Origin of the sequence: Winogradskyella echinorum (assembly GCF_014297365.1) — a bacterium.
In the GTDB taxonomy this organism is placed as follows: Bacteria; Bacteroidota; Bacteroidia; order Flavobacteriales; family Flavobacteriaceae; genus Winogradskyella; species Winogradskyella echinorum.
Genome location: NZ_JACOQD010000001.1, coordinates 1,114,593 through 1,134,058, shown reverse-complemented (window position 1 = coordinate 1,134,058; position 19,466 = coordinate 1,114,593). Strand labels below are relative to the sequence as shown.

The following is a 19,466-nucleotide window of genomic DNA, read 5'->3' as shown; positions in this document are numbered from 1 at the left end:
TGAAATTAGTATAATTGCATAGACAATTTATAATTATTTTAAAAATACTGAGAGACAGTCATTATTTCTCACCTCCTAACTTTTATTTATTATAAATGTGATAAAATACAATTATGACTCAAGAAAATTTGAATAAAGCTAAAAGTTGGTCAGCCCAATTCTTATACCTGAGCACATTAAGCCTTTCATTATTTCCTATTTTAAAAGAGAATTATGGATCGATTACTATTATAATTTTTGGATTAGCTTTATTAATTTATTCTATCATAAATAAAGAAAAAGTTCAATTCAAATTCAAGTATTTATATCTCACAATTCCTTTTATTATTGTTTTTTGTAACTTATTGTTTTCTAATGGTATTTTAGATCACAGCATAATTCTTCAAAAAAATGTAAGCTTTTTACTAATTCCAATTTTATTTGGGTTTTTCCCTAGAGAACTGAATGTTCGTAATATTTTAAATAGAAGCTTAGATGTGTTTACTATAGCTTGTTGTTTATTAGCAATTTACTACTTCTATGAATTTTTGAAATCAAATGAAATAAATTATTTATTTAGCATAGACAATTCATATCAGTCATTATTTAGAGCCTCTGTATATGAGATTCCCTTATCTGGAATTCATCCAACTTACTCAAGTATGTTTTTTTTATTTTCTTTCACTCATAATAGTATTAAATTTTTTCAGGGGAGTTATTACAGAATCATTTTCTTGGCCATATGTGGGTTTATGATATTTATGCTGTCGGCAAAAGGAGTATTAATATTATTAGCTATAACAGTAGTAATTTGTGTTTTTACACTACTAAAAGTAACAATCTTCAAACGAGTTTTAATTTTTATTTTTTTCTCAATAATATTTGGCACCTTAATTTTTTGTATTCCAACAGTAAAAGCAAGAGTTGATGAAATTTATAATGAATACAATAGTGAATTAAAAGGGCTTTATACAACGGCCACTAATATAAGATTAGCGGTGTTTAAGTGCTCAATAGAATTAGCAAAGGAAAACTATATTTCTGGAGTTGGACTAGAAAATATTCAAGAGGAATTAAATAATTGTTATAAAAACAATTATGATTCTGATTTTTATTTAAAATCAAAATATGACACACATAATTATTATTTGTATATTTTAATTTCCACGGGTATTTTAGGGATAGTATTGTTTTTATTTTACTTGTTTAAGGTTTTAAACTATACTTTGGAAACTAGAAGTTTATTATTTTTTCTTTTTGTTTTACAGATTTTTTTAATCAATTTTGTTGAAAATTTTATGTACCGTCATCATGGTCAAATTTTTTGGAATTGGTATTTATGCCTATTTGTTTTAAGTCTTCATAATTACAAAAAAGAAATAAAATAATGCGAATATTACATGTTGTAGAAGATTACTCCTATTCGGGTGGTGGAGTTAGAACTGTAGTCGAAAATTTGCATAATTATTTAAACAATATTAATGTCAATTCGTATATATTAACTCTAAAGGCCGAGCCAGGTGATAAGGTATTTTTAATCCAAAAAACCTCTAAAATCTGGCTGTATTCAAGCAAACTAAAGGGCAAGATTAAAGAAATTTATAGTGAATTGAAGATTGATTTAATTCATATTCACGGTGTTTGGATGTATCCTCAATATTGTGCTGCAAATTTTGCATTACAAAATAACATCCCATTTGTATTAACCTCTCATGGAATGTATGAACCTTGGTACTGGTCACAAGGAAAAATTAAGAAGAATGCATATTTTAAATTTGTTATTAGTAAATATTTTAAAAAGGCTACAATTATACACGCCATAACTCCGAATGAAAAAAGTACTCAAAAATCACTTTTTCCTAATAATAAGATTATAGAAATTCCTAATTTAATTAATTACCAAGAGAATAATAGTAATTTGTTACCCTACGGGAATAATAAGCCATATTTGTTGTATTTAGGTAGATTGCATAGTGTTAAAGGTATCGACTTATTAATTGAAGCTTTTTGCTTAATTAATCAAAATAAGTATGATCTTCGTATTGCGGGTTCTATTAATGAATATAAAGTTGAATTAGATAAAATTATCAGTAAATATCAAAAAAGGAATAATATATTTTTTGAGGGCATGGTGCAGGGAGATAAAAAAGATTCTTTATATCAGAATGCGCATGTATTTATTCTGCCATCACGTGCAGAGGCTATCGGAATGGTAAATTTAGAAGCTGCAATGCATAAGATTCCTGTTATTACTTCTTGGAGAACGGGTTTAAGTCCAAATTGGAATAAAAATGGTGGTGTTTTGATTGAACCTAATATTAAGGAATTGAAAACAACCTTAGAGGAAGTGTTTAAGTGGTCTGAAATAGATAGGTTAAATAATGGGGATAAATTGTCTAAGTTTGTGAGATCAAATTATAGTTGGGAGTCAAGAGGAAACGATTGGTTAGAGTTATACAAAAAGGCTATATCAAATCAATAAAATGGACAAAATATTAATTACAGGAGGGTCTGGATTTATTGGTACTAATCTGGTTGAAAAGTATATAAATAATAAGATTATATTAAATGTTGATATACTAGAACCAAGAAATAAAAAACATTTACCTTATTGGAAAAGTGTTGATATATTAGATTTAGAAGAGTTAAAAAACACCTTTAAAAAATTCAACCCTGATTTTATATTTCATATGGCAGCAAGAACGGACTTAGATGGTGTGGATCTTGAGTCTTATTCTGCAAACACGGTAGGAGTGGAGAACCTAATCGAAGCCTCTAAGGAATGTAAAAATTTAAAAAAAATAATATTTGCTTCTTCTCGATTGGTGTGCAAAATAGGCTATTCTCCAAAAAATATGGACGATTATTGCCCTATAAACTATTATGGAGAAAGCAAAATTATTGGTGAGAATATTGTGAAAAACTCAAATGAGATACCATGTGATTGGACAATTGTAAGACCAACGTCAATTTGGGGACCATGGTTTGATGTACCATATAGAAACTTCTTTGATACTATATATAAAGGTTATTTTTTATATCCTGGAAATAAAAAAATCGAAAAGCATTTTGGTTATGTCGAGAATGCAACTTATATATTAAACTATTTACTAAGAGATCAATTGTTTAATCAAAAAGTAATTTATTTATCTGATTTTGAAACAACTAATTTATGGCAATGGGCAAATCTTATATCCCAAAACTTTGGGAAATCAAAAATTAGAAAAGTTCCGTATTGGACATTAAAGATTATGGCGATTATTGGAGATGTAATGAAAAAAGTTGGTATTATGAACGCTCCGCCTATAACGTCTTTTCGTCTTAATAATTTAGTAACGGAAATGATATACGATTTAAGTAAAGTTAAGAAAGAAATAGGAAATTTACCATATTCAATAGAAGAGTCTACCAAGAAAACCATTAAATGGATGGAGAAGCATTTAAATCAAACAAATAATCAATAAAATAATGACGTACAACTCCTTTCTTAAAAGATTATTTATTGTATTAAAAACAAAATGGCTGTTAAACCTAATAAAAGGAAGGGTTTTCTCATTTGCATCCTTTGATATGATTAACAATTTGTATAAAATCGAGTCTAATTTAACAACTATAATTGATGTAGGTGCCAATAAGGGGCAATTTCAAAAGGCTGCTAATTATTTTTATCCTAGTGCCAATATTTATTCTTTTGAGCCAATTCCTGAATTGTTTGAAGGCCTAGTCAAGGTTAGCAATAACAACATTACAAACTATAATTTCGCTCTAGGAAATGAGAAAGGAGAACTAGACTTTCAAAAAAATAAATATTTTCATATTAGCTCATTCCTAGATATATCTAAAAAAAACACAGACTATCCTAAAAACGATGTTGAAATAATAAAAGTTCAAATTAGAACTTTAGATGATATGCATGAAGAGTTGAATATCCATGGGAAAACATTACTAAAACTTGATGTTCAGGGTTTTGAGGTTGAAGCCTTGAAAGGAGCTGTTAATACTTTAAAAAAAATAGATTATATCATTGTGGAGTCAAATTTTGAAGAACTTTATAAAAACCAACCCTCATACACAGAATTAAATGCATTTTTAAATTTACATAATTTTGAGATGAGAACAATGTTAGACTTCAATATGGGAAAAGACGGAAATTATATTGAGGCCGATTTTCTATATAAAAAGAGGTAGAATTAATGAGTAATTCAAAAAAAAAAATTCTTCTAATTTCTCCTAATTTTTATCCTGAAGATACAGCTATAGGATTATACAACTCTCAGATGATGGAGTATCTTTCAGGGTATCATCAAACTTCTGTAATTACTGGTTTTCCTTATTATCCACAATGGAGAATTTATAATGATTATAAAGACCTGTCACGCTTCACAAAAGAAAAATTTAACAATGTCACTATTTATAGGCACAAACAATATGTACCAAAGAGGCCTAACTTTATTAAAAGAATTATTCATTTAATAAGTTTTACAATAGGTAATTTATGGAATATTTTTATCTTAAAAAATAAGCCAGATGTTGTAATTACAGTAGTACCATTTACAAGCTGTATTTTTTTAGGAATGGTTTGCAAACTATTATATAAATCTAAGATATGGATACACGTTCAAGATTTTGAATTTGATGCAGCACTACAAACAGGTGTCGGAAAACGTAAAAGCATTATTTTTTCATTGCTTTTTAAGTTAGAAAAGTGGTTGTTTTCTAAAGCAGACCTTGCAAGTACGATTAGTTATAGTATGCTAAATAAGCTTTCCGAAAAAACGAAATCAGATCAGTTTTTTTTACCAAACTGGATTGATGAAGATAAAATTAATCCAGCTACTTCTAAGACACATCTATATCTTAAATCAGAAAAAATAAAAATACTTTATTCAGGTAATATCGGCGATAAACAAGATTGGAAAGCATTTATTCAATTTTGTAATGACATAAATAAAAGTAAATATGAAATTATTATTGTTGGTGATGGTGCTAAAAAAGAATGGGTTTGTAATGCAATAAAAGTTTTTAATAATATAAGATATTACCCACCAGTCCCGTTTGAAGAATTATCTGATTTATTGTGTAGTACTGATGTACATATTTTGTTTCAAAAGCCAGAAGTTATTGATACAGTTATGCCCTCTAAAGTTTTAGGTATGATGGCAAGTGCTAAACCATCCATAATAATTGGTAATGATAAATCTGAAATAAAATCCATTTTTGAAGCCTCAGGCGCGGGTCTTTTTTACTCTAAATATTCTAATACAATTGTAAATGGTTTAGAGTACTTAACAACAGATAAAAATAAATCGCAAAAAAAAGGTCAAAAAGCTAGGGATTATGTGATTGAAAATTTTTCAAAAGATAAGATTTTATCAAACATGTTAAAAAAACTTAAGGAGCTGTAGTACAAAGCACTAATCTTGGATTTTTATAATGTTCACGACTTTTAAGCAAAATCTAAAACATTATTGTATATATTATAATTTTAGCCTAATTTTAGAATAGTAAAACTTTAACTATTAAAATATATAAACTCAGGAAAAGAACTACATTTGTTAATTATTTATACGAGCATTGAGTTTATTTAAACACGGAAGATATTCAGGGTATTTAAGACCTATTTCCTATATAATTGATTTAACAATTATCAATGGAATGGCGATATATTATTTGCTTAACGGAAAAGATCTTTTAATTTTTTCAATTTCCATATCTCTTGGTTGGTTGTTATTATCAGTTTATTCAGGGTTTTACGAAGTTTATAGGTATACAAGACCAATAAACATTCTTTCTCTTATTGTAAAGCAGTTAATTTTATTTTTACTCCTTGTTTTTGCTTTTTCCGGGTTTTTTCATGAGTTAAGAATTTATCCTAGACCAATAATAAAATATACACTTTTTTGTTTTTTGTCTATTGCAATTTTAAAATTTGCTATATATTATTTATTGCAAAAATATAGAGTGTCTTTTGGTGGTAATTTTAGAAAAACGGTGGTTTTAGGGTTAAATAAAAAAACCCAGGCACTAGAAAGTTTTTTCACTAAAAATCCTGAGTATGGTTATTTGCACAAAAAAACCTTTGACTTTAAAAACAAGCAAGGCACACTAGACCAATGTTTTCAATACATACTCAACGAAGGAATTGATGAGATATATTGTTCTATTTCAGAACTATCAAACACGCAAATTGCTGATATTGTTGATTTTGCAGATAATAATTTAAAGATTTTAAAATTTATACCAGACAGTAAAGAGATCTATTCTAAAAAACTACGCTATGAGTACTATGATTATATTCCAGTTCTTACATTAAGGAATATTCCACTAGAGGACTCCGTAAATACATTTATTAAAAGAGCATTTGATATTTTGTTTTCTAGTGTTGTTATTATTTTTGTATTATCCTGGCTAACTCCAATAATAGCCATCTTAATAAAGCTAGAATCTAAAGGCCCAGTATTTTTTAAACAATCTAGAAATGGGTTTAATTACAAGGAATTTGATTGTTACAAGTTTAGATCCATGACGCCAAATAAAGACGCACACTTATATCAAGCTACAAGAGGGGATGAACGTGTTACAAAAGTTGGCCGATTTCTTAGAAAAACAAGTATCGATGAACTCCCTCAGTTTTTTAATGTGCTTTTTGGTGATATGTCTGTTGTTGGGCCAAGACCACATATGGTAAGTCACACTAATATGTACGCTAAAAAAATCGACAAATTTATGGTAAGACACTTTGTTAAACCAGGAATTACAGGTTTAGCCCAAACCAGTGGATTTAGGGGAGAAGTGGAAACAGATAAAGATATTATTGGTAGAGTAAAATATGATATCTTCTATATAGAAAATTGGTCATTGCTTTTAGATATGAAAATTATATTTCAAACTTTTGTAAATGCTGTAAAAGGTGATGAAAAGGCCTATTAAAGGGTTTTTTTAAGGGACTCTAATTGTTTTTTAAAATCAAAGTGATGCCTTGCTGTATTCTGTATATTTGTTTTAAAATCCATACTTAAATCTTTTTTAGATATAGAGTTTAAAATAATGTTTAATTCCTTGTAATTTCCTTCCTTAGCAATCCAACCCAGCTTGTTTTTTTTAATAACATCTTCTCCTTCGCCACCTCCAAAATAAAGCATCGGAAGCCCTAATTTAGCGTATTCAAATAATTTTGATGGGACCGAACCATATATTCTATTTAACAACGGAATAATTGTTAGATCATAATTTAGAAGCTCTTTGTGCAATTGCTCCCTATTTACTCTACCATGAAAATAAAGTGGTAAATCTTTTTTTGACTCAATCAGACCTTTAATAGCTTCTTCCTCTGCTCCAGAACCATAAATGTGAAACTCAATAGATTTATAATCTACTTCATTACAAAGTTTATAAATACCTTGAGCAACACCCAAAAGACCTGCATAAACCACTTTCATTTTGTCTGGAGAAGATTCTTTTTCTATAAGTTTAGGATATTTAATTTCAGGAAAGTTTCTGTAAAGAAATAATTCTGGTTTGGTAGTTATTGTTTTTATATGAGAGAGTATCTCGTTACTTTGTCCTAATATTAAATTTGCTTTTTTATAGTTGAAAGCTTCAAGTTTTTTAAGTGTTTTGTATACAAAACCATCTTTCAAAGCCCCTAATTCTAATCCGGCACTTGGCCATAAATCACTCACATTAAGTATGAGTTTTCTTTTTTTAGATTTTAGGAAGAACATACATGTAAAAGACACTAAAAGTGGTGGAGACTGTACAATTACTTTATTGGGAATCTTATGCCATAGAAAAAACCACATTAAGCTAAAACTATAAGAAAGCATAGCAAATAGACGTAGAAATTTATTCTTAGAAACCGAAGCGTAAATCCATAAGCGGTTAATAACAATACCACTATCTTCAGTTTTAGAGCTAAATTTCCCTTTATAGTCTTTAAATATTTTTCCGGTTGGGTAATTAGGTAAAGGGGTAACAACACTTACGTTATAATCCTTTTTTAAACCTTCAGCTAAATGAAATATACGATTAGAAGCCGCACCAATTTCTGGTGGGTAATAACTCGTTATTATCATTAATTCATTCAATATTACCTTAATTTAGATGAGAAGTGAATTGTTTTAACTTACCAGATTTTGAGCGTATAAGTTGTTTTGTTCGTTCAAAGTTAATAGTAATATTAGGTTCTAAATAGTGAATGACTTCATTTTTAATCATAGTTTTTTTAGCTTCAGAAAGTTCTATCTTACTTACATAACTAATTTTAAAAGTATCTAAACGTGTTTGTTCTACAATAAATTCGGATACATTACCATCATTCTCAATGACACTTTTGGTAATGTAATAAAACGTAAGTCCTGCAGCTTTTTTACCACTAGGTAAAACGACAATATCATTAGTTCTACCGATTAATTTTTTAAGAAGAGGTATTTTAGTTGTACTGTTTTTATATAATATCCCAACATCTCCAATGTCATATCTAATAAAAGGATGTGCTTTATTATAAAGTGATGTTATAACTATTCTTCCTTCTTCACCATAAGGCAAAACAGTATTATTTTCATCTAAGATTTCTACAAATAGTGTTTCACTATTAACTTGCCATTCTTTATTAGAATTTTCAAAAGCAATTAAATCTAGTTCCGAAGCTCCGTATTCGTTGACAATGGGTACACCAAAATAAGTTTCCATCAACGTTTTATCATCTTCAAATAACATTTCTGAAGTTACAATACAAACCTTTAAGCTTGGGCAAATAGAAGTTAAAATAGTACCTTTTTGCTTTAAAAATTTTGCAAATTGTACAATCGGACTTGTATAACCATTTATAAATTCGAATTTTGAAGTTTTAAATTTATTCAAAGCGTTTTCAAATGCTTTATCGCTCAAATCAAAAACAGAAAACCGATAGCGGTTGCTAAACCAATCTTTTAAGCGCTCTTTATAATAGCCTTTTTTATTTAAAGGAATACCGTAAAAACGTGCTTGTTTACTTGTGTTAAAATCAATGTCATACCAAGAAAAACGATTCATAATTTCTGCCCAAGTCATAGCATGGCACCATTTATCTTTTGCAAAAATAAAAGGATCTCCAGAGCTTCCTGAAGTTTTGTTTAAGTAAACATTTTTAGTTGTAAAATCATGAGAAAGACGTTGTTCAATCGGTTGTTGCAGATGCCGTTTGGTAATGATTGGTATAGAATCCCAGTTATTTAAGTCTATGTCTTTTCCAAAATCTTTGTAAAACGCATTATGTTTTAAATGGTAAGAAATTATAGCTTTTTTCTGCTTTTCTACATAGGCTTTAAAATCTAAATCACTTTTAGCCTGAATTTCTGCCAATAAGGATTTTGCCTTGTCTATATCAAAGCCGTTTACTTTTAAAGAAAAGTCAAATAATCGCAAGGTGTTAATTGCCTTTTAAGGTTTCTGTAAATTAATTGTTTTTTAAGCTTAAAACCAATTATTTTTGCTCAAAGAATTTTTACACATGAATATTTTAGTACTTGGTTCTGGTGGAAGAGAACACACATTTGCTTGGAAAATTGCACAAAGTAACCGTTGCAAAAACCTTTTTGTTGCTCCTGGTAACTCAGGAACAGAAGCTATAGCAACAAATCTAGCAATTGGTGTAACTGATTTTAAGGCTATTAAAAATGCGGTTATTTCCAATAAAATTGAGCTAGTGATTGTTGGTCCAGAAGATCCATTAGTGCAAGGTATTCATGATTTCTTTTTAGAAGATGAAGCACTTAAGAATGTGGCCGTAATTGGACCGCAAAAAGCAGCAGCAGAATTAGAAGGTAGTAAAGAGTTTGCTAAAGAATTTATGATGCGTCATAACATTCCAACAGCAGCTTATGAAAGCTTTACAAAAGACAATGTTGAGGATGGGTATAAGTTTTTAGAAACATTAAAACCACCTTACGTTTTAAAAGCAGATGGTTTAGCAGCCGGAAAAGGCGTCTTAATTCTTAATGATTTAGACGAAGCGAAAGCTGAACTAAAAAGCATGTTAATTGATTCTAAATTTGGAGATGCAAGTACCAAAGTGGTTATTGAAGAGTTTTTAGATGGTATTGAATTGAGTTGTTTTGTGTTAACTGACGGTAAAGATTATAAAATCTTACCAACGGCGAAAGATTATAAACGTATTGGTGAAGGTGACACAGGATTAAATACTGGTGGAATGGGTGCAGTGTCTCCTGTACCATTTGCAACAAAAGAATTTTTAGATAGGATTGAAAATGAAGTGATTAAACCCACAGTAGAAGGCTTAAAAAAAGATAATCTTCCATATGTTGGCTTCATTTTTATTGGTTTAATTAAAGTTGGTGACAACCCAAAAGTAATTGAATACAATGTAAGAATGGGAGATCCAGAAACCGAAGTTGTATTACCAAGACTAAAAACAGATATAGTTGAGGTTTTTGAGGCTATGACTAATCAAACGTTAGCTAACGTTAATATTGAAATTGATGAGCGTGCAGCTACAACTGTAATGTTAGTTTCGGGCGGATATCCAGAAGCTTATGAAAAAGGTAAAGAGATTTTAGGAGTAGAAAAGATTACTGATTCCATTGCATTTCATGCTGGAGCTAAATCACTCGAAGGTAAAGTGCTTACCTCTGGAGGAAGAGTTATGGCAATAACTTCTTATGGAAACACCTACCAAGAAGCCATAAAAAAATCTTACCAAAGTATAGAAAAACTACATTTTGATAAGATGTATTATCGTAAAGATATTGGCTTCGATCTATAAATAAGAGTGCGAAGTAATACTTTTGTCTTCCTCGTTATTATCGTTGTATTTTTTTAATTGAAGCATCCAATAAACAAATGCAACAAAGCCAATAGCTGTAAATACCCACGACATAAAATTCGCAGCAAACCAGCTTTCTAACTCTAGAGACCTAAGTGCATCTAGTGGAGCAAAAAGAACATCAACAAATAAATCTTGTATTGCGTAAAAGAAATCTTTCATAACTTTATAAATTTACACCAGTTAAAAATTAGTACTAGTAATATCGAACAAAAATACAAAAAGAGTTAATGATTACAAGCATTTTTAGTAAATCTAAGCCTATAAACATCATAATTGTTGTTGTTGTAGTCATTTTGCTTTTTGTAATTACAAATTACACCCAACTTTTTAATGATCTCAATAACGTTTTACTTGCTCTGTCTAAATTAGGGATTACTTTATTTTTAATTTTTTTACTAGACTTTATTGTTTCAAAAAACGACCTTACTCAGAGAAATAGTTATACCATAATGACCTTTGGTCTATTGTTTGGTTTGTTTCCACAAGCTATGAAATATTCAGATTTATTATTATCTAATCTGTTTGTGTTTTTTGCCTTAAGGCGTTTAATTAGTTTACATTCTAAGTTGAGTATTAAAAAGAAATTATTTGATGCTGCCTTTTGGATTGCTTTGGCAACATTATTTTATTTCTGGTCAATTTTATTTTTTGCATTAGTACTTGTAGCATTAATTTATTATTCTCAAAACGATATAAAAAACACCCTTGTTCCGCTTACAGGTTTAGCAACGGTAATGGTTTTGTTGATGGTATATAATATTTTTATGTATGATGTTTTTATAAGACCTTCAAATTTTGAACGTTATACAAGCTTAGATTATACACCATACAACAGTACAGAAAACATACTTAAACTTACCGTATTATTTACTTCTTATATCTGGATTCTTATTTATTATTTTAGGACTTTATCTGATAAGAATAAAAAGTTAAAGCCTTCTTATTTTATAATTGCTTGGGCGTCGATTATTGCCGTTTTAGTGGCAATTATAGCACCAATAAAAAATGGAAGTGAGTTTTTATTTTTATTTGCACCATTTTCAATAATAATGGCAAATTATATGGAAGTTATAACAGAGCGATGGTTTAAAGAAGTCTTTATAGGGCTGTTAATTATAACTCCAATTATAGCATTATTGTTGTAATTTATTTCCAAAAGCTAAATCACCAGCATCACCTAAACCAGGAATAATATAGCCTTTATCATTTAATGTATCATCGATATCTGCAATCCAAAGGTGAGTATCAGAACTAAATGATTGCGAAACAAAATCAACACCCTTTTGCGCACCAATAACACTAACTAAATGGACTTCTTTTGCTGTTCCGAATGGTTTTAAAGCTTCAAATGTAGCTACCATAGATTGCCCAGTTGCAAGCATTGGGTCTGCTAAAATTAACGTTTTACCCTCTAAACTTGGGCAGGCCAAATATTCAACCACAATTTCAAAACTTTCAGGGTTATGTTTATGATGTCTATAGGCGGAAATAAATGCATTTTCAGCAGCATCAAAATAGTTTAATAAACCATTGTGTAGCGGTACTCCAGCTCTTAAAATAGAGCATAGTACAATTTCATTTTTATACAATTGAGTTGAAGAAATACCTAAAGGAGTTTCAATATTTCGGTTTTCAAAATGAAGAGATTTACTCAACTCGTAACCAAGAACTTCTCCAATACGTTCTATGTTTCGTCTAAAACGCATACTGTCTTTTTGAATGACTTTATCTCTAAGTTCAGATATAAAAGTATTTAATATTGAAGGCGTTTTAGATAGATTATGAATATGCATAGAATGACTTTTAGTTGATGCGCTAAGTTAATAATTCAAACTATATTTGCATATCCAGAAAAATTAATTGATTTATGTTTTCAGAAAAAGCTAATACTATATTTCAAGATGTCATTAAAACTTATAAGGTTTTAAACACGGTAGACCAGTCATTTACTAATAAGTATGATAAAAATGAAGATTTAATTGCACATTTATTATACAGAAAATGTTGGATAGATACTGTTCAGTGGGCTTACGAAGATATTATTAGAGACCCAAACATAGATCCTGTTGCGGCTTTAAAGCTTAAGCGTAAGATTGATGCTTCTAACCAAGATAGAACTGATACGGTTGAATTTATTGACAGCTATTTTTTAGATAAGTATAAATCTGTTGAAGTAAAGGCAAGTGCTAAGATTAATTCTGAAAGTCCGGCTTGGGCAATTGATCGTTTATCTATTTTGGCTTTAAAAATTTATCACATGCATGTTGAAACTATAAGAGAGGATGCAAGTGATGCGCATAAGACTGCCTGCCAAAAGAAGTTAGATGTTTTATTAGAACAGCGCATAGATTTAAGTACAGCCATTGACGATTTATTAGCTGACATTGCCAATGGAGATAAGTATATGAAAGTTTACAAGCAAATGAAGATGTATAATGATGATGAGCTTAACCCTGTTTTAAGAGGACAGAAATAAGACCTCGCAGGTTTTTAAAAACCTAGCAGGTCTATTCAAAAATGCCAAAACCAAAACACATACTTGTTATTAGGTTTTCTGCCATGGGTGACGTGGCAATGACTGTACCTGTTTTAAGAGCGCTTACAGAGCAACATCCTGAATTAAAAATCACAGTCTTAACAAGAGCATTTTTTAAACCTTTTTTTAAAGATTTAACAAATGTTGAAGTATATTCAGCAGACCTAAAGGGAAAACATAAAGGTGTTTTAGGGTTATATAAACTATCTAAAGAATTAAAATCGCTTCATTTTGATGCTGTTGCAGATTTACATAATGTACTTCGAAGCAACATCTTAAAATTCTTTTTCTTAGGAAAACAAGTTGAGCAAATCGATAAAGGCAGAACTGAAAAAAAAGCTTTAATTGCTGGGAAATCATTTCAACAATTAAAAACGACACACCAACGTTATGTAGATGTTTTTGAGAATCTCGGTTTTGCTATAGACTTGTCTAATCCCACTTTTGCGGATGTTAAACCATTAACTAAAAACTTACATTCATTTATCTCAAGCAAAGAACAAAAAACTGTTGGAATTGCACCTTTCGCAGCGCATAAAAGCAAGATGTATCCATTGGAACAAATGGAAGAAGTTATTGCAGAACTTTCAAAAACACACAATTTGGTTTTATTTGGTGGAGGCAAAAAGGAAATTGAGATTTTAAATCAATTAGAAGGTAAATATGAAAATGTGCATTCCGTAGCTGGAAAACTAAAACTAGAAGAAGAATTAGCACTAATTTCTAACTTAGACGTTATGCTTTCTATGGACTCAGGCAATGCACATCTAGCAGCTATGTTAGGTAAAAAGGTAGTTACAATTTGGGGAGTAACACATCCTTTTGCAGGTTTTGCCCCATTTAATCAACCATTAGAGTATGCACTTGTAGCAGATAGAAATAAATTTCCATTGATACCAACTTCTGTTTATGGCAATAAGTTTCCTGAAGGTTACGAAAGCGTAGCAGGTTCAATTCCCTCCAATAAAATAATTGAAAAGATTAGGAGTATTGACTCTTAAAACAAAGCGATCTCTTTTTTAAACATCATCATAATCCACAACCAAAGCGTCAGTAGCAGGTTGTGCTTGGCATGTTAGCACTAAACCTTCTGCAACTTCACTATCGGTAAGTATATTATTTTGTCTCATAGTAGCTTTACCTTCAGTTATTTTAGCAATACAACTACTACAAATACCACCTTGGCAAGAGTAAGGAGCATCAATATCTTGTTTTAACGCAGCTTCAAGAATAGTTTGTTCTTTAGACATTTCAAATTCAAACGTTTCGTCATCAACGAGAACTTTTATTTTAGAATTTCCAGATAGTGATTCTGTATTAGAGCTAGATTCTGTTTCTACAGGTGCAGTAAATAATTCAAACAAAATAGCTTTTTCTTTTACTCCATTTTCAATTAGTACATCTTTAACCGTATGAATCATTTGTTCAGGACCACATAGGTAGAATTTTTCTATGGTAACCCCTTTGTATTTGTTTTTTACAATAAGATTAACGGTGCTTTTTTCAATACGTCCAAGTAAAGCTCCGTCCTCTCTTGCTTGGCTATAAATAAAATGAACATGAAAACGATTGCCATATAAACCCTGTAAATCAACTAATTCTTTAAAAAACATGGTGTTTTCCGAAGATTTATTTCCATAAACGAGTATAAAATTACTAAACGGTTCGTCTTCTAAAAGAGTTTTAGCAATGCTTAATATCGGTGTAATTCCACTACCAGCAGCAAAAGCAGCAACAGTTCTAGTTTTTGCTTCGTTAGCTTCAAAAACAAAACGGCCATTTGGAGCAGAAACCTCTATAGTGTCGCCTGCTTTTAATTGAGAATTTGCAAATACAGAAAAGGTTCCACCTTCAACAGCTTTTACCGCAACGGTTACTTCGCCACTATTTTTAGAAGAACAGATGGAATAATCTCTTCTCACCTCTACTCCGTTAATCGTGGCTTTTAGTGTAATGTATTGCCCTGCTTTAAAACTGAATACATCCTTTAGATTTTCAGGTATATTTAGTGTAATTGCAACAGACTGTGCAGTTACTTTATCTATAGATTTTATGCTGAGTGAATGAAATTGTGCCATTAAAAAAAATTTTATGCAAAAATAAGGAAGCACTTTTTTTATAACTAGAAATTAAGATTAAAATAATACCTAAGATTCTTATACATAAGAAAATTATGTATATATTTGTCTCACTATGAGTAATTCAAAATTATATAAAGGGAGTTTAAATACCATTATTTTAAAACTGTTGAATGAGCATGATAAAATGTATGGTTATGAAATTACACAAAAAGTTAAAGCCTTAACTAAAGGAGAGCTAAATATCACTGAAGGGGCTTTATATCCTGCATTACACAAACTAGAAGCCGAAGGGCTTTTGGATGTTGAAGTAGCTAAAGTAGATAATCGCTTACGAAAATACTATAAGCTTACCGAAACCGGAACTAAAGAAACCGTTAGTAAACTCCAAGAATTAGCAGAGTATATTAAAACCATGCAAGCTTTGGTGAATCCTAAATTAGCTTAAGCTATGTCAATTTTAAATAAAGAGCACATACAATTTATAGATAACTATTTAGATAATTCTAATATTATTTTTTTAGACATTAGGATGGAAATGGTAGATCACGTTGCTTCTGCTATTGAATCTGAAATTAAAGCTGGTGACACCCGAGACTTTTATTATATCTTCAAAGATTACATGGTTAAAAACAAAACTATTTTGTTAGCTCAAAACAGAAAATTTACTTCTGCAGTTGATAAAGCTATTGGACGCAAATGGATAATAAACATGTTTTCAAAAACAGGATTGTTAACCTTGGTTTTGGCGTTTACGATTATCTTTCTATTGAATACATATTTTGAGTTTGTAAATGTAATTAAACATATACCTTTATTCGTTTTTATAGCAATTGTTGTTCTATATTTTATATACATAAAAAAGAAAAATAGGCGCTATTCTGCTATAGAACGGATTCCTTTTTATTTTTTAGCAACATACTACATTACAGATTTCTTAATAAAATTTGGAATTAGAAATTCTAGCTTTTTTAACGAATCTGTAGTTATAACTATTTTAATTTCTTCATTATTCATAACGCTTTTTGTCACATTGCTATTTACGGCTTATGCATATAAAAAGGAATATGATTTAAAGTTTAATAAACTTAGTTAATGAAACTTACCAAGGATGAAATAAAATTCATTGATGATTACCTCATTAAAAACGAGGTAAAGTTTTGGGATGTGCGTCTAGAATTATTAGATCACATTGTATCTGCTGTTGAAGACAAAATAACAAATGATGGTACTTCATTTAACGAAGCGTTATTAGAAATTCATAAAAGTTTCGGAAATCAATTTATAGAATTTGGAGTTTCTAAGACGGAAGTTTTAACAAAAGGCTTATATCAAAGTAATATTGGTTTTAAAAAATTTACTCGAAACAAACAAAAGGAGATAGGAAGAAAAAATAGAAAACGTTATTGGATTATTTTAAAGGACACTTTGATGAGCGTCAGTTTTTTTCTAGAATATATTATACTTATTCTTTTAGTACTTGCCTCTTATCAATACAAACCAAAAACAGCGCTTTTAATTACGTTAGTTGCATTGGTTATTCCAGAGTTATTGAAGTTTAAATATGTTTTTAAAAAAGGAGTTCGCCATTCATTAAATGCTAATATGGTCGGTTTACTTAATAGTTCCTTTTTATGTTTTCAAGGGTTAATATTAGATTTTTATAAAGAGGAATTTACCTTTAATGGTGTAGTTGATTATAGATACATTATATGTTTTTATTTACTTGTTTACCCTTTAACGAGAGCAAGTTTTAATCTATATAAAGAAGTGTTGAATACGGTCAAAGCGCGTTATAAATTATTAATATCTTGAGACTAAGTCAACTACAAATACAACAACTCTACACTTTCACCCAAAAGCATTATGTCGAATGGTATGATGTACAAACGGAACTCGTGGATCATTTAGCAAACGGTATAGAAGAACACTTAAAACATAACCCTAATGCAACTTTCGATTCTGCCTTAAATTCTGAATTTAAAAAATTTGGCATCATGGGTTTTTCTGATGTTATTGAAGAAAAAACAAAAGCTCTTAATAAGCGCTACCGAAAATTAGTGTGGAAGTATTTTAAGGACTTTTTTAGGTTACCAAAAATTATATTGACGCTGTTTTTAATTTGGGTTTATTATGTCGCTCTTCATAATGTTGAAAACAGGTTTGTCATTATCATTCCAACATTTATTATTCTATTTACGATACCACTATATTATTTTAGAGTTAGAATAAAATCAATGAAACGTATTAAAAAACAAACTGGTAAAAAATGGTTGTTTGATAATGCAACATTACAATTAGGTGGTCTAAATTCTATTTTAAATATAGGATTGTATTGTAGTATTATTTTCGACAGCAAATTACAATGGAATACCCTTCAAGAATTAATATGCTCGGTTTTAATTATTTCCTTTGCATTAGCGCTTTATGTTTCAATATATATAGTTTCACCGAAACTTAGAATTGAGGCAGCAAAACAGCATCCAGAATATAAATTCATTTAGAATCTGTAACAAATTACAGAAAAGCAATACTAACTCAACATACAAACCAACCAAATAACATTATGATAAAACATTTCATTAACCTAGAATGGAAGCAATATTTCCGTTCTTCTTATTGGCAAAAAAGCATAGCAATAAATATCCTAATGGTGTTTTTTGCTCTTTATTTTGTTGGTATGTTTCTTTTTCTTGGGGCTTTTCTATTTAAGATATTAGGAAATTTGGTTCCAGATCAAGACCCATTTACTGTAGTAAATAACTTTATTTTCTATTGGATTATAGGAGATCTCTTAATGCGTTTCTTTTTACAGAAACTACCCGTAATGAGTGTTAAGCCTTTGCTTACACTTCCAATTAAACGTTCTACAGTAGTAAATTATGTGCTAGGAAAGTCTGCTTTATCTTTCTTCAATTTTTTACCCCTGTTTGCCATTATACCTTTTAGTATTTCACTATTATCTAATGGTTATGATACTTCTATGGTATTGACATGGATGTTTACAATGATATTGATTGTTCTTATAATAAATTTTATAAACTTTATTATTGAGGCGTTTTCTGCAGAAACAGAATTATCATTTTTACCGGTAATAGCAGTAGTTGGCGTATTATATGGGTTAGATTATTTTAATATACTACCGATGAGATCACTTGTTGGTGATGGTCTTTTGAGTATAGCTAACAAACCAATTTTAATTCTAATACCAATAGCCGTTTTGTTACTCTGCTATATCTATAATTATAAAATCCTAAAAGGAAAATTGTTTTTAGATAGTTCATTAAAATCTAAAGTGACTGAAGTAAAAGCAGCAGATTTATCTTGGACTAATCGTTTTGGCGATATTGCACCTTTTATGCAGCTAGATTTAAAACTCATATGGAGAAATAAGCGAACTAAATCTATGGCTATGCTTTTGCTTATTGGTTTACTTTATGGCTTATTCTTCTACCCACAACCTATGTATAGAGACATGGAGTTTATGTTTGCATTTATAGGAGTATTTTCAACAGGGTTTTTCCTAATCAATTTTGGGCAATTCATTCCTGCTTGGGATAGTGGGTATTATAAAATGTTGATGAGTCAAAACATTAAATACGAGCAGTATTTACGTTCTAAATTTATATTAATGATAATGAGTGTGGCCATATTATTTATTTTAGGGATTCCTTATGTGTATTTCGGCTGGAAAATTTTAATAGCACATTTCGCAGCAGCTATTTATAACATTGGTGTTAACTCTCATGTCATTTTATATGGTGGTTCTTTCAACAGAAAAAAAATTGATTTAGATAAAAAAGCAGCCTTTAATTATCAAGGTACTGGCGCTGTACAATGGCTAATTGGTATTCCGCTCATGGTATTGCCTATGGCATTATTTGGACTTACAAATTGGTTAGTAGGTTTTGAAGCAGCAGTAGCATTATTAATCGTTCTAGGCGTTACAGGAATTGTACTCCACAAAAAATTAATGACGCTCATTACAAAAAAATACCTCGATTCTAAATACAAAATGATTGACGCTTTTAGTCAAGATAATTAATAA

The 19,466-nt window shown here is 29.8% G+C and carries 20 protein-coding genes; 15 read left to right on the top strand and 5 right to left on the bottom strand.

Annotated elements, in window-relative coordinates:
• The first annotated feature begins 113 nt into the window (after positions 1–113).
• From H8K90_RS05055 to H8K90_RS05030, 6 genes are all read left to right on the top strand, one after another.
• Positions 114–1,367 carry an O-antigen ligase family protein gene (locus H8K90_RS05055; protein WP_186844834.1) on the top strand — a complete coding sequence of 418 codons (1,254 nt, stop codon included), beginning with the start codon at positions 114–116 and terminating at the stop codon, positions 1,365–1,367.
• Entirely contained in the window at positions 1,367–2,461 is a 1,095-nt protein-coding gene (locus tag H8K90_RS05050) for a glycosyltransferase (protein ID WP_186844833.1), read from the top strand. Before H8K90_RS05055 ends, H8K90_RS05050 begins: the two co-directional genes overlap by 1 nt.
• 1 nt (position 2,462) lies before the next feature.
• Positions 2,463–3,443 carry an NAD-dependent epimerase/dehydratase family protein gene (locus H8K90_RS05045; RefSeq protein ID WP_186844832.1) on the top strand — a complete coding sequence of 327 codons (981 nt, stop codon included), beginning with the start codon at positions 2,463–2,465 and terminating at the stop codon, positions 3,441–3,443.
• 4 nt (positions 3,444–3,447) lie between these two features.
• Positions 3,448–4,167, top strand: coding sequence for an FkbM family methyltransferase (locus H8K90_RS05040; RefSeq protein ID WP_186844831.1), 720 nt, complete (start codon positions 3,448–3,450; stop codon positions 4,165–4,167).
• A 5-nt stretch (positions 4,168–4,172) separates the two neighbouring features.
• Complete coding sequence (locus H8K90_RS05035; protein ID WP_186844830.1) at positions 4,173–5,384, top strand: WcaI family glycosyltransferase; 1,212 nt, start codon at positions 4,173–4,175, stop codon at positions 5,382–5,384.
• Between the two features lie 169 nt (positions 5,385–5,553).
• Positions 5,554–6,909 (top strand): undecaprenyl-phosphate glucose phosphotransferase, encoded by a 1,356-nt coding sequence (locus H8K90_RS05030; RefSeq protein ID WP_390622203.1) that lies wholly within the window; start codon positions 5,554–5,556, stop codon positions 6,907–6,909.
• On the opposite strand, the gene H8K90_RS05025 is transcribed toward H8K90_RS05030, so the two are convergent.
• Positions 6,906–8,054 carry a glycosyltransferase family 4 protein gene (locus tag H8K90_RS05025; protein ID WP_246457520.1) on the bottom strand — a complete coding sequence of 383 codons (1,149 nt, stop codon included), beginning with the start codon at positions 8,052–8,054 and terminating at the stop codon, positions 6,906–6,908. The two genes, H8K90_RS05030 and H8K90_RS05025, sit on opposite strands and share 4 nt — an antisense overlap.
• Before the next feature lie 19 nt (positions 8,055–8,073).
• Complete coding sequence (locus tag H8K90_RS05020; RefSeq protein ID WP_186844827.1) at positions 8,074–9,384, bottom strand: phenylacetate--CoA ligase family protein; 1,311 nt, start codon at positions 9,382–9,384, stop codon at positions 8,074–8,076.
• 85 nt (positions 9,385–9,469) lie between these two features.
• Here H8K90_RS05020 and purD point away from each other — a divergent pair, with 85 nt between their 5' ends.
• The gene (gene purD, locus H8K90_RS05015; RefSeq protein ID WP_186844826.1) at positions 9,470–10,741 is read left to right on the top strand and encodes a phosphoribosylamine--glycine ligase; all 1,272 of its coding nucleotides are present in this window, start codon (positions 9,470–9,472) and stop codon (positions 10,739–10,741) included.
• On the opposite strand, the gene H8K90_RS05010 is transcribed toward purD, so the two are convergent.
• Complete coding sequence (locus H8K90_RS05010; protein ID WP_186844825.1) at positions 10,736–10,963, bottom strand: DUF6341 family protein; 228 nt, start codon at positions 10,961–10,963, stop codon at positions 10,736–10,738. The two genes, purD and H8K90_RS05010, sit on opposite strands and share 6 nt — an antisense overlap.
• A gap of 68 nt (positions 10,964–11,031) precedes the next feature.
• Between H8K90_RS05010 and H8K90_RS05005 the strand changes: the two genes are divergently transcribed.
• Positions 11,032–11,949 (top strand): DUF6427 family protein, encoded by a 918-nt coding sequence (locus H8K90_RS05005; RefSeq protein ID WP_186844824.1) that lies wholly within the window; start codon positions 11,032–11,034, stop codon positions 11,947–11,949.
• On the opposite strand, the gene upp is transcribed toward H8K90_RS05005, so the two are convergent.
• Positions 11,938–12,597, bottom strand: coding sequence for a uracil phosphoribosyltransferase (gene upp, locus H8K90_RS05000; RefSeq protein ID WP_186844823.1), 660 nt, complete (start codon positions 12,595–12,597; stop codon positions 11,938–11,940). The two genes, H8K90_RS05005 and upp, sit on opposite strands and share 12 nt — an antisense overlap.
• Positions 12,598–12,671: 74 nt before the next feature.
• Here upp and H8K90_RS04995 point away from each other — a divergent pair, with 74 nt between their 5' ends.
• On the top strand, positions 12,672–13,280 hold the full coding sequence (locus tag H8K90_RS04995) for a DUF4254 domain-containing protein (RefSeq protein ID WP_186844822.1): 609 nt from the start codon (positions 12,672–12,674) through the stop codon (positions 13,278–13,280).
• A 41-nt stretch (positions 13,281–13,321) separates the two neighbouring features.
• Positions 13,322–14,341, top strand: a complete 1,020-nt coding sequence (locus tag H8K90_RS04990; protein WP_246457518.1) for a glycosyltransferase family 9 protein — start codon at positions 13,322–13,324, stop codon at positions 14,339–14,341.
• An 18-nt stretch (positions 14,342–14,359) separates the two neighbouring features.
• Here H8K90_RS04990 and H8K90_RS04985 read toward each other — a convergent pair whose 3' ends face one another.
• Positions 14,360–15,418, bottom strand: coding sequence for a ferredoxin--NADP reductase (locus tag H8K90_RS04985; RefSeq protein ID WP_186844821.1), 1,059 nt, complete (start codon positions 15,416–15,418; stop codon positions 14,360–14,362).
• A 115-nt stretch (positions 15,419–15,533) separates the two neighbouring features.
• Here H8K90_RS04985 and H8K90_RS04980 point away from each other — a divergent pair, with 115 nt between their 5' ends.
• The 5 genes from H8K90_RS04980 to H8K90_RS04960 all read left to right on the top strand — a co-directional run bounded on the left by H8K90_RS04980 (position 15,534) and on the right by H8K90_RS04960 (position 19,463).
• Entirely contained in the window at positions 15,534–15,866 is a 333-nt protein-coding gene (locus H8K90_RS04980) for a PadR family transcriptional regulator (RefSeq protein WP_186844820.1), read from the top strand.
• Positions 15,867–15,869: 3 nt separating this feature from the next.
• Positions 15,870–16,514, top strand: coding sequence for a hypothetical protein (locus H8K90_RS04975; protein WP_186844819.1), 645 nt, complete (start codon positions 15,870–15,872; stop codon positions 16,512–16,514).
• On the top strand, positions 16,514–17,233 hold the full coding sequence (locus H8K90_RS04970) for a hypothetical protein (protein WP_186844818.1): 720 nt from the start codon (positions 16,514–16,516) through the stop codon (positions 17,231–17,233). Before H8K90_RS04975 ends, H8K90_RS04970 begins: the two co-directional genes overlap by 1 nt.
• Complete coding sequence (locus H8K90_RS04965) at positions 17,230–17,922, top strand: hypothetical protein (RefSeq protein WP_186844817.1); 693 nt, start codon at positions 17,230–17,232, stop codon at positions 17,920–17,922. The genes H8K90_RS04970 and H8K90_RS04965 overlap by 4 nt, the downstream gene beginning before the upstream one ends.
• A gap of 62 nt (positions 17,923–17,984) precedes the next feature.
• Positions 17,985–19,463, top strand: a complete 1,479-nt coding sequence (locus tag H8K90_RS04960; protein ID WP_186844816.1) for a DUF5687 family protein — start codon at positions 17,985–17,987, stop codon at positions 19,461–19,463.
• The last annotated feature ends 3 nt before the right edge of the window (positions 19,464–19,466 follow it).

Excerpts from the sequence above, each read along its gene's own strand:
- H8K90_RS05055 (WP_186844834.1), top strand. The coding sequence starts at position 114 with ATGACTCAAGAAAATTTGAATAAAGCTAAAAGTTGGTCAGCCCAATTC.
- H8K90_RS05050 (WP_186844833.1), top strand. The coding sequence starts at position 1,367 with ATGCGAATATTACATGTTGTAGAAGATTACTCCTATTCGGGTGGTGGA.
- H8K90_RS05045 (WP_186844832.1), top strand. The coding sequence starts at position 2,463 with ATGGACAAAATATTAATTACAGGAGGGTCTGGATTTATTGGTACTAAT.
- H8K90_RS05040 (WP_186844831.1), top strand. The coding sequence starts at position 3,448 with ATGACGTACAACTCCTTTCTTAAAAGATTATTTATTGTATTAAAAACA.
- H8K90_RS05035 (WP_186844830.1), top strand. The coding sequence starts at position 4,173 with ATGAGTAATTCAAAAAAAAAAATTCTTCTAATTTCTCCTAATTTTTAT.
- H8K90_RS05025 (WP_246457520.1), bottom strand. The coding sequence starts at position 8,054 with ATGATAATAACGAGTTATTACCCACCAGAAATTGGTGCGGCTTCTAAT.
- purD (WP_186844826.1), top strand. The coding sequence starts at position 9,470 with ATGAATATTTTAGTACTTGGTTCTGGTGGAAGAGAACACACATTTGCT.
- H8K90_RS05010 (WP_186844825.1), bottom strand. The coding sequence starts at position 10,963 with ATGAAAGATTTCTTTTACGCAATACAAGATTTATTTGTTGATGTTCTT.
- H8K90_RS05005 (WP_186844824.1), top strand. The coding sequence starts at position 11,032 with ATGATTACAAGCATTTTTAGTAAATCTAAGCCTATAAACATCATAATT.
- upp (WP_186844823.1), bottom strand. The coding sequence starts at position 12,597 with ATGCATATTCATAATCTATCTAAAACGCCTTCAATATTAAATACTTTT.
- H8K90_RS04995 (WP_186844822.1), top strand. The coding sequence starts at position 12,672 with ATGTTTTCAGAAAAAGCTAATACTATATTTCAAGATGTCATTAAAACT.
- H8K90_RS04990 (WP_246457518.1), top strand. The coding sequence starts at position 13,322 with ATGCCAAAACCAAAACACATACTTGTTATTAGGTTTTCTGCCATGGGT.
- H8K90_RS04985 (WP_186844821.1), bottom strand. The coding sequence starts at position 15,418 with ATGGCACAATTTCATTCACTCAGCATAAAATCTATAGATAAAGTAACT.
- H8K90_RS04980 (WP_186844820.1), top strand. The coding sequence starts at position 15,534 with ATGAGTAATTCAAAATTATATAAAGGGAGTTTAAATACCATTATTTTA.
- H8K90_RS04975 (WP_186844819.1), top strand. The coding sequence starts at position 15,870 with ATGTCAATTTTAAATAAAGAGCACATACAATTTATAGATAACTATTTA.
- H8K90_RS04970 (WP_186844818.1), top strand. The coding sequence starts at position 16,514 with ATGAAACTTACCAAGGATGAAATAAAATTCATTGATGATTACCTCATT.
- H8K90_RS04960 (WP_186844816.1), top strand. The coding sequence starts at position 17,985 with ATGATAAAACATTTCATTAACCTAGAATGGAAGCAATATTTCCGTTCT.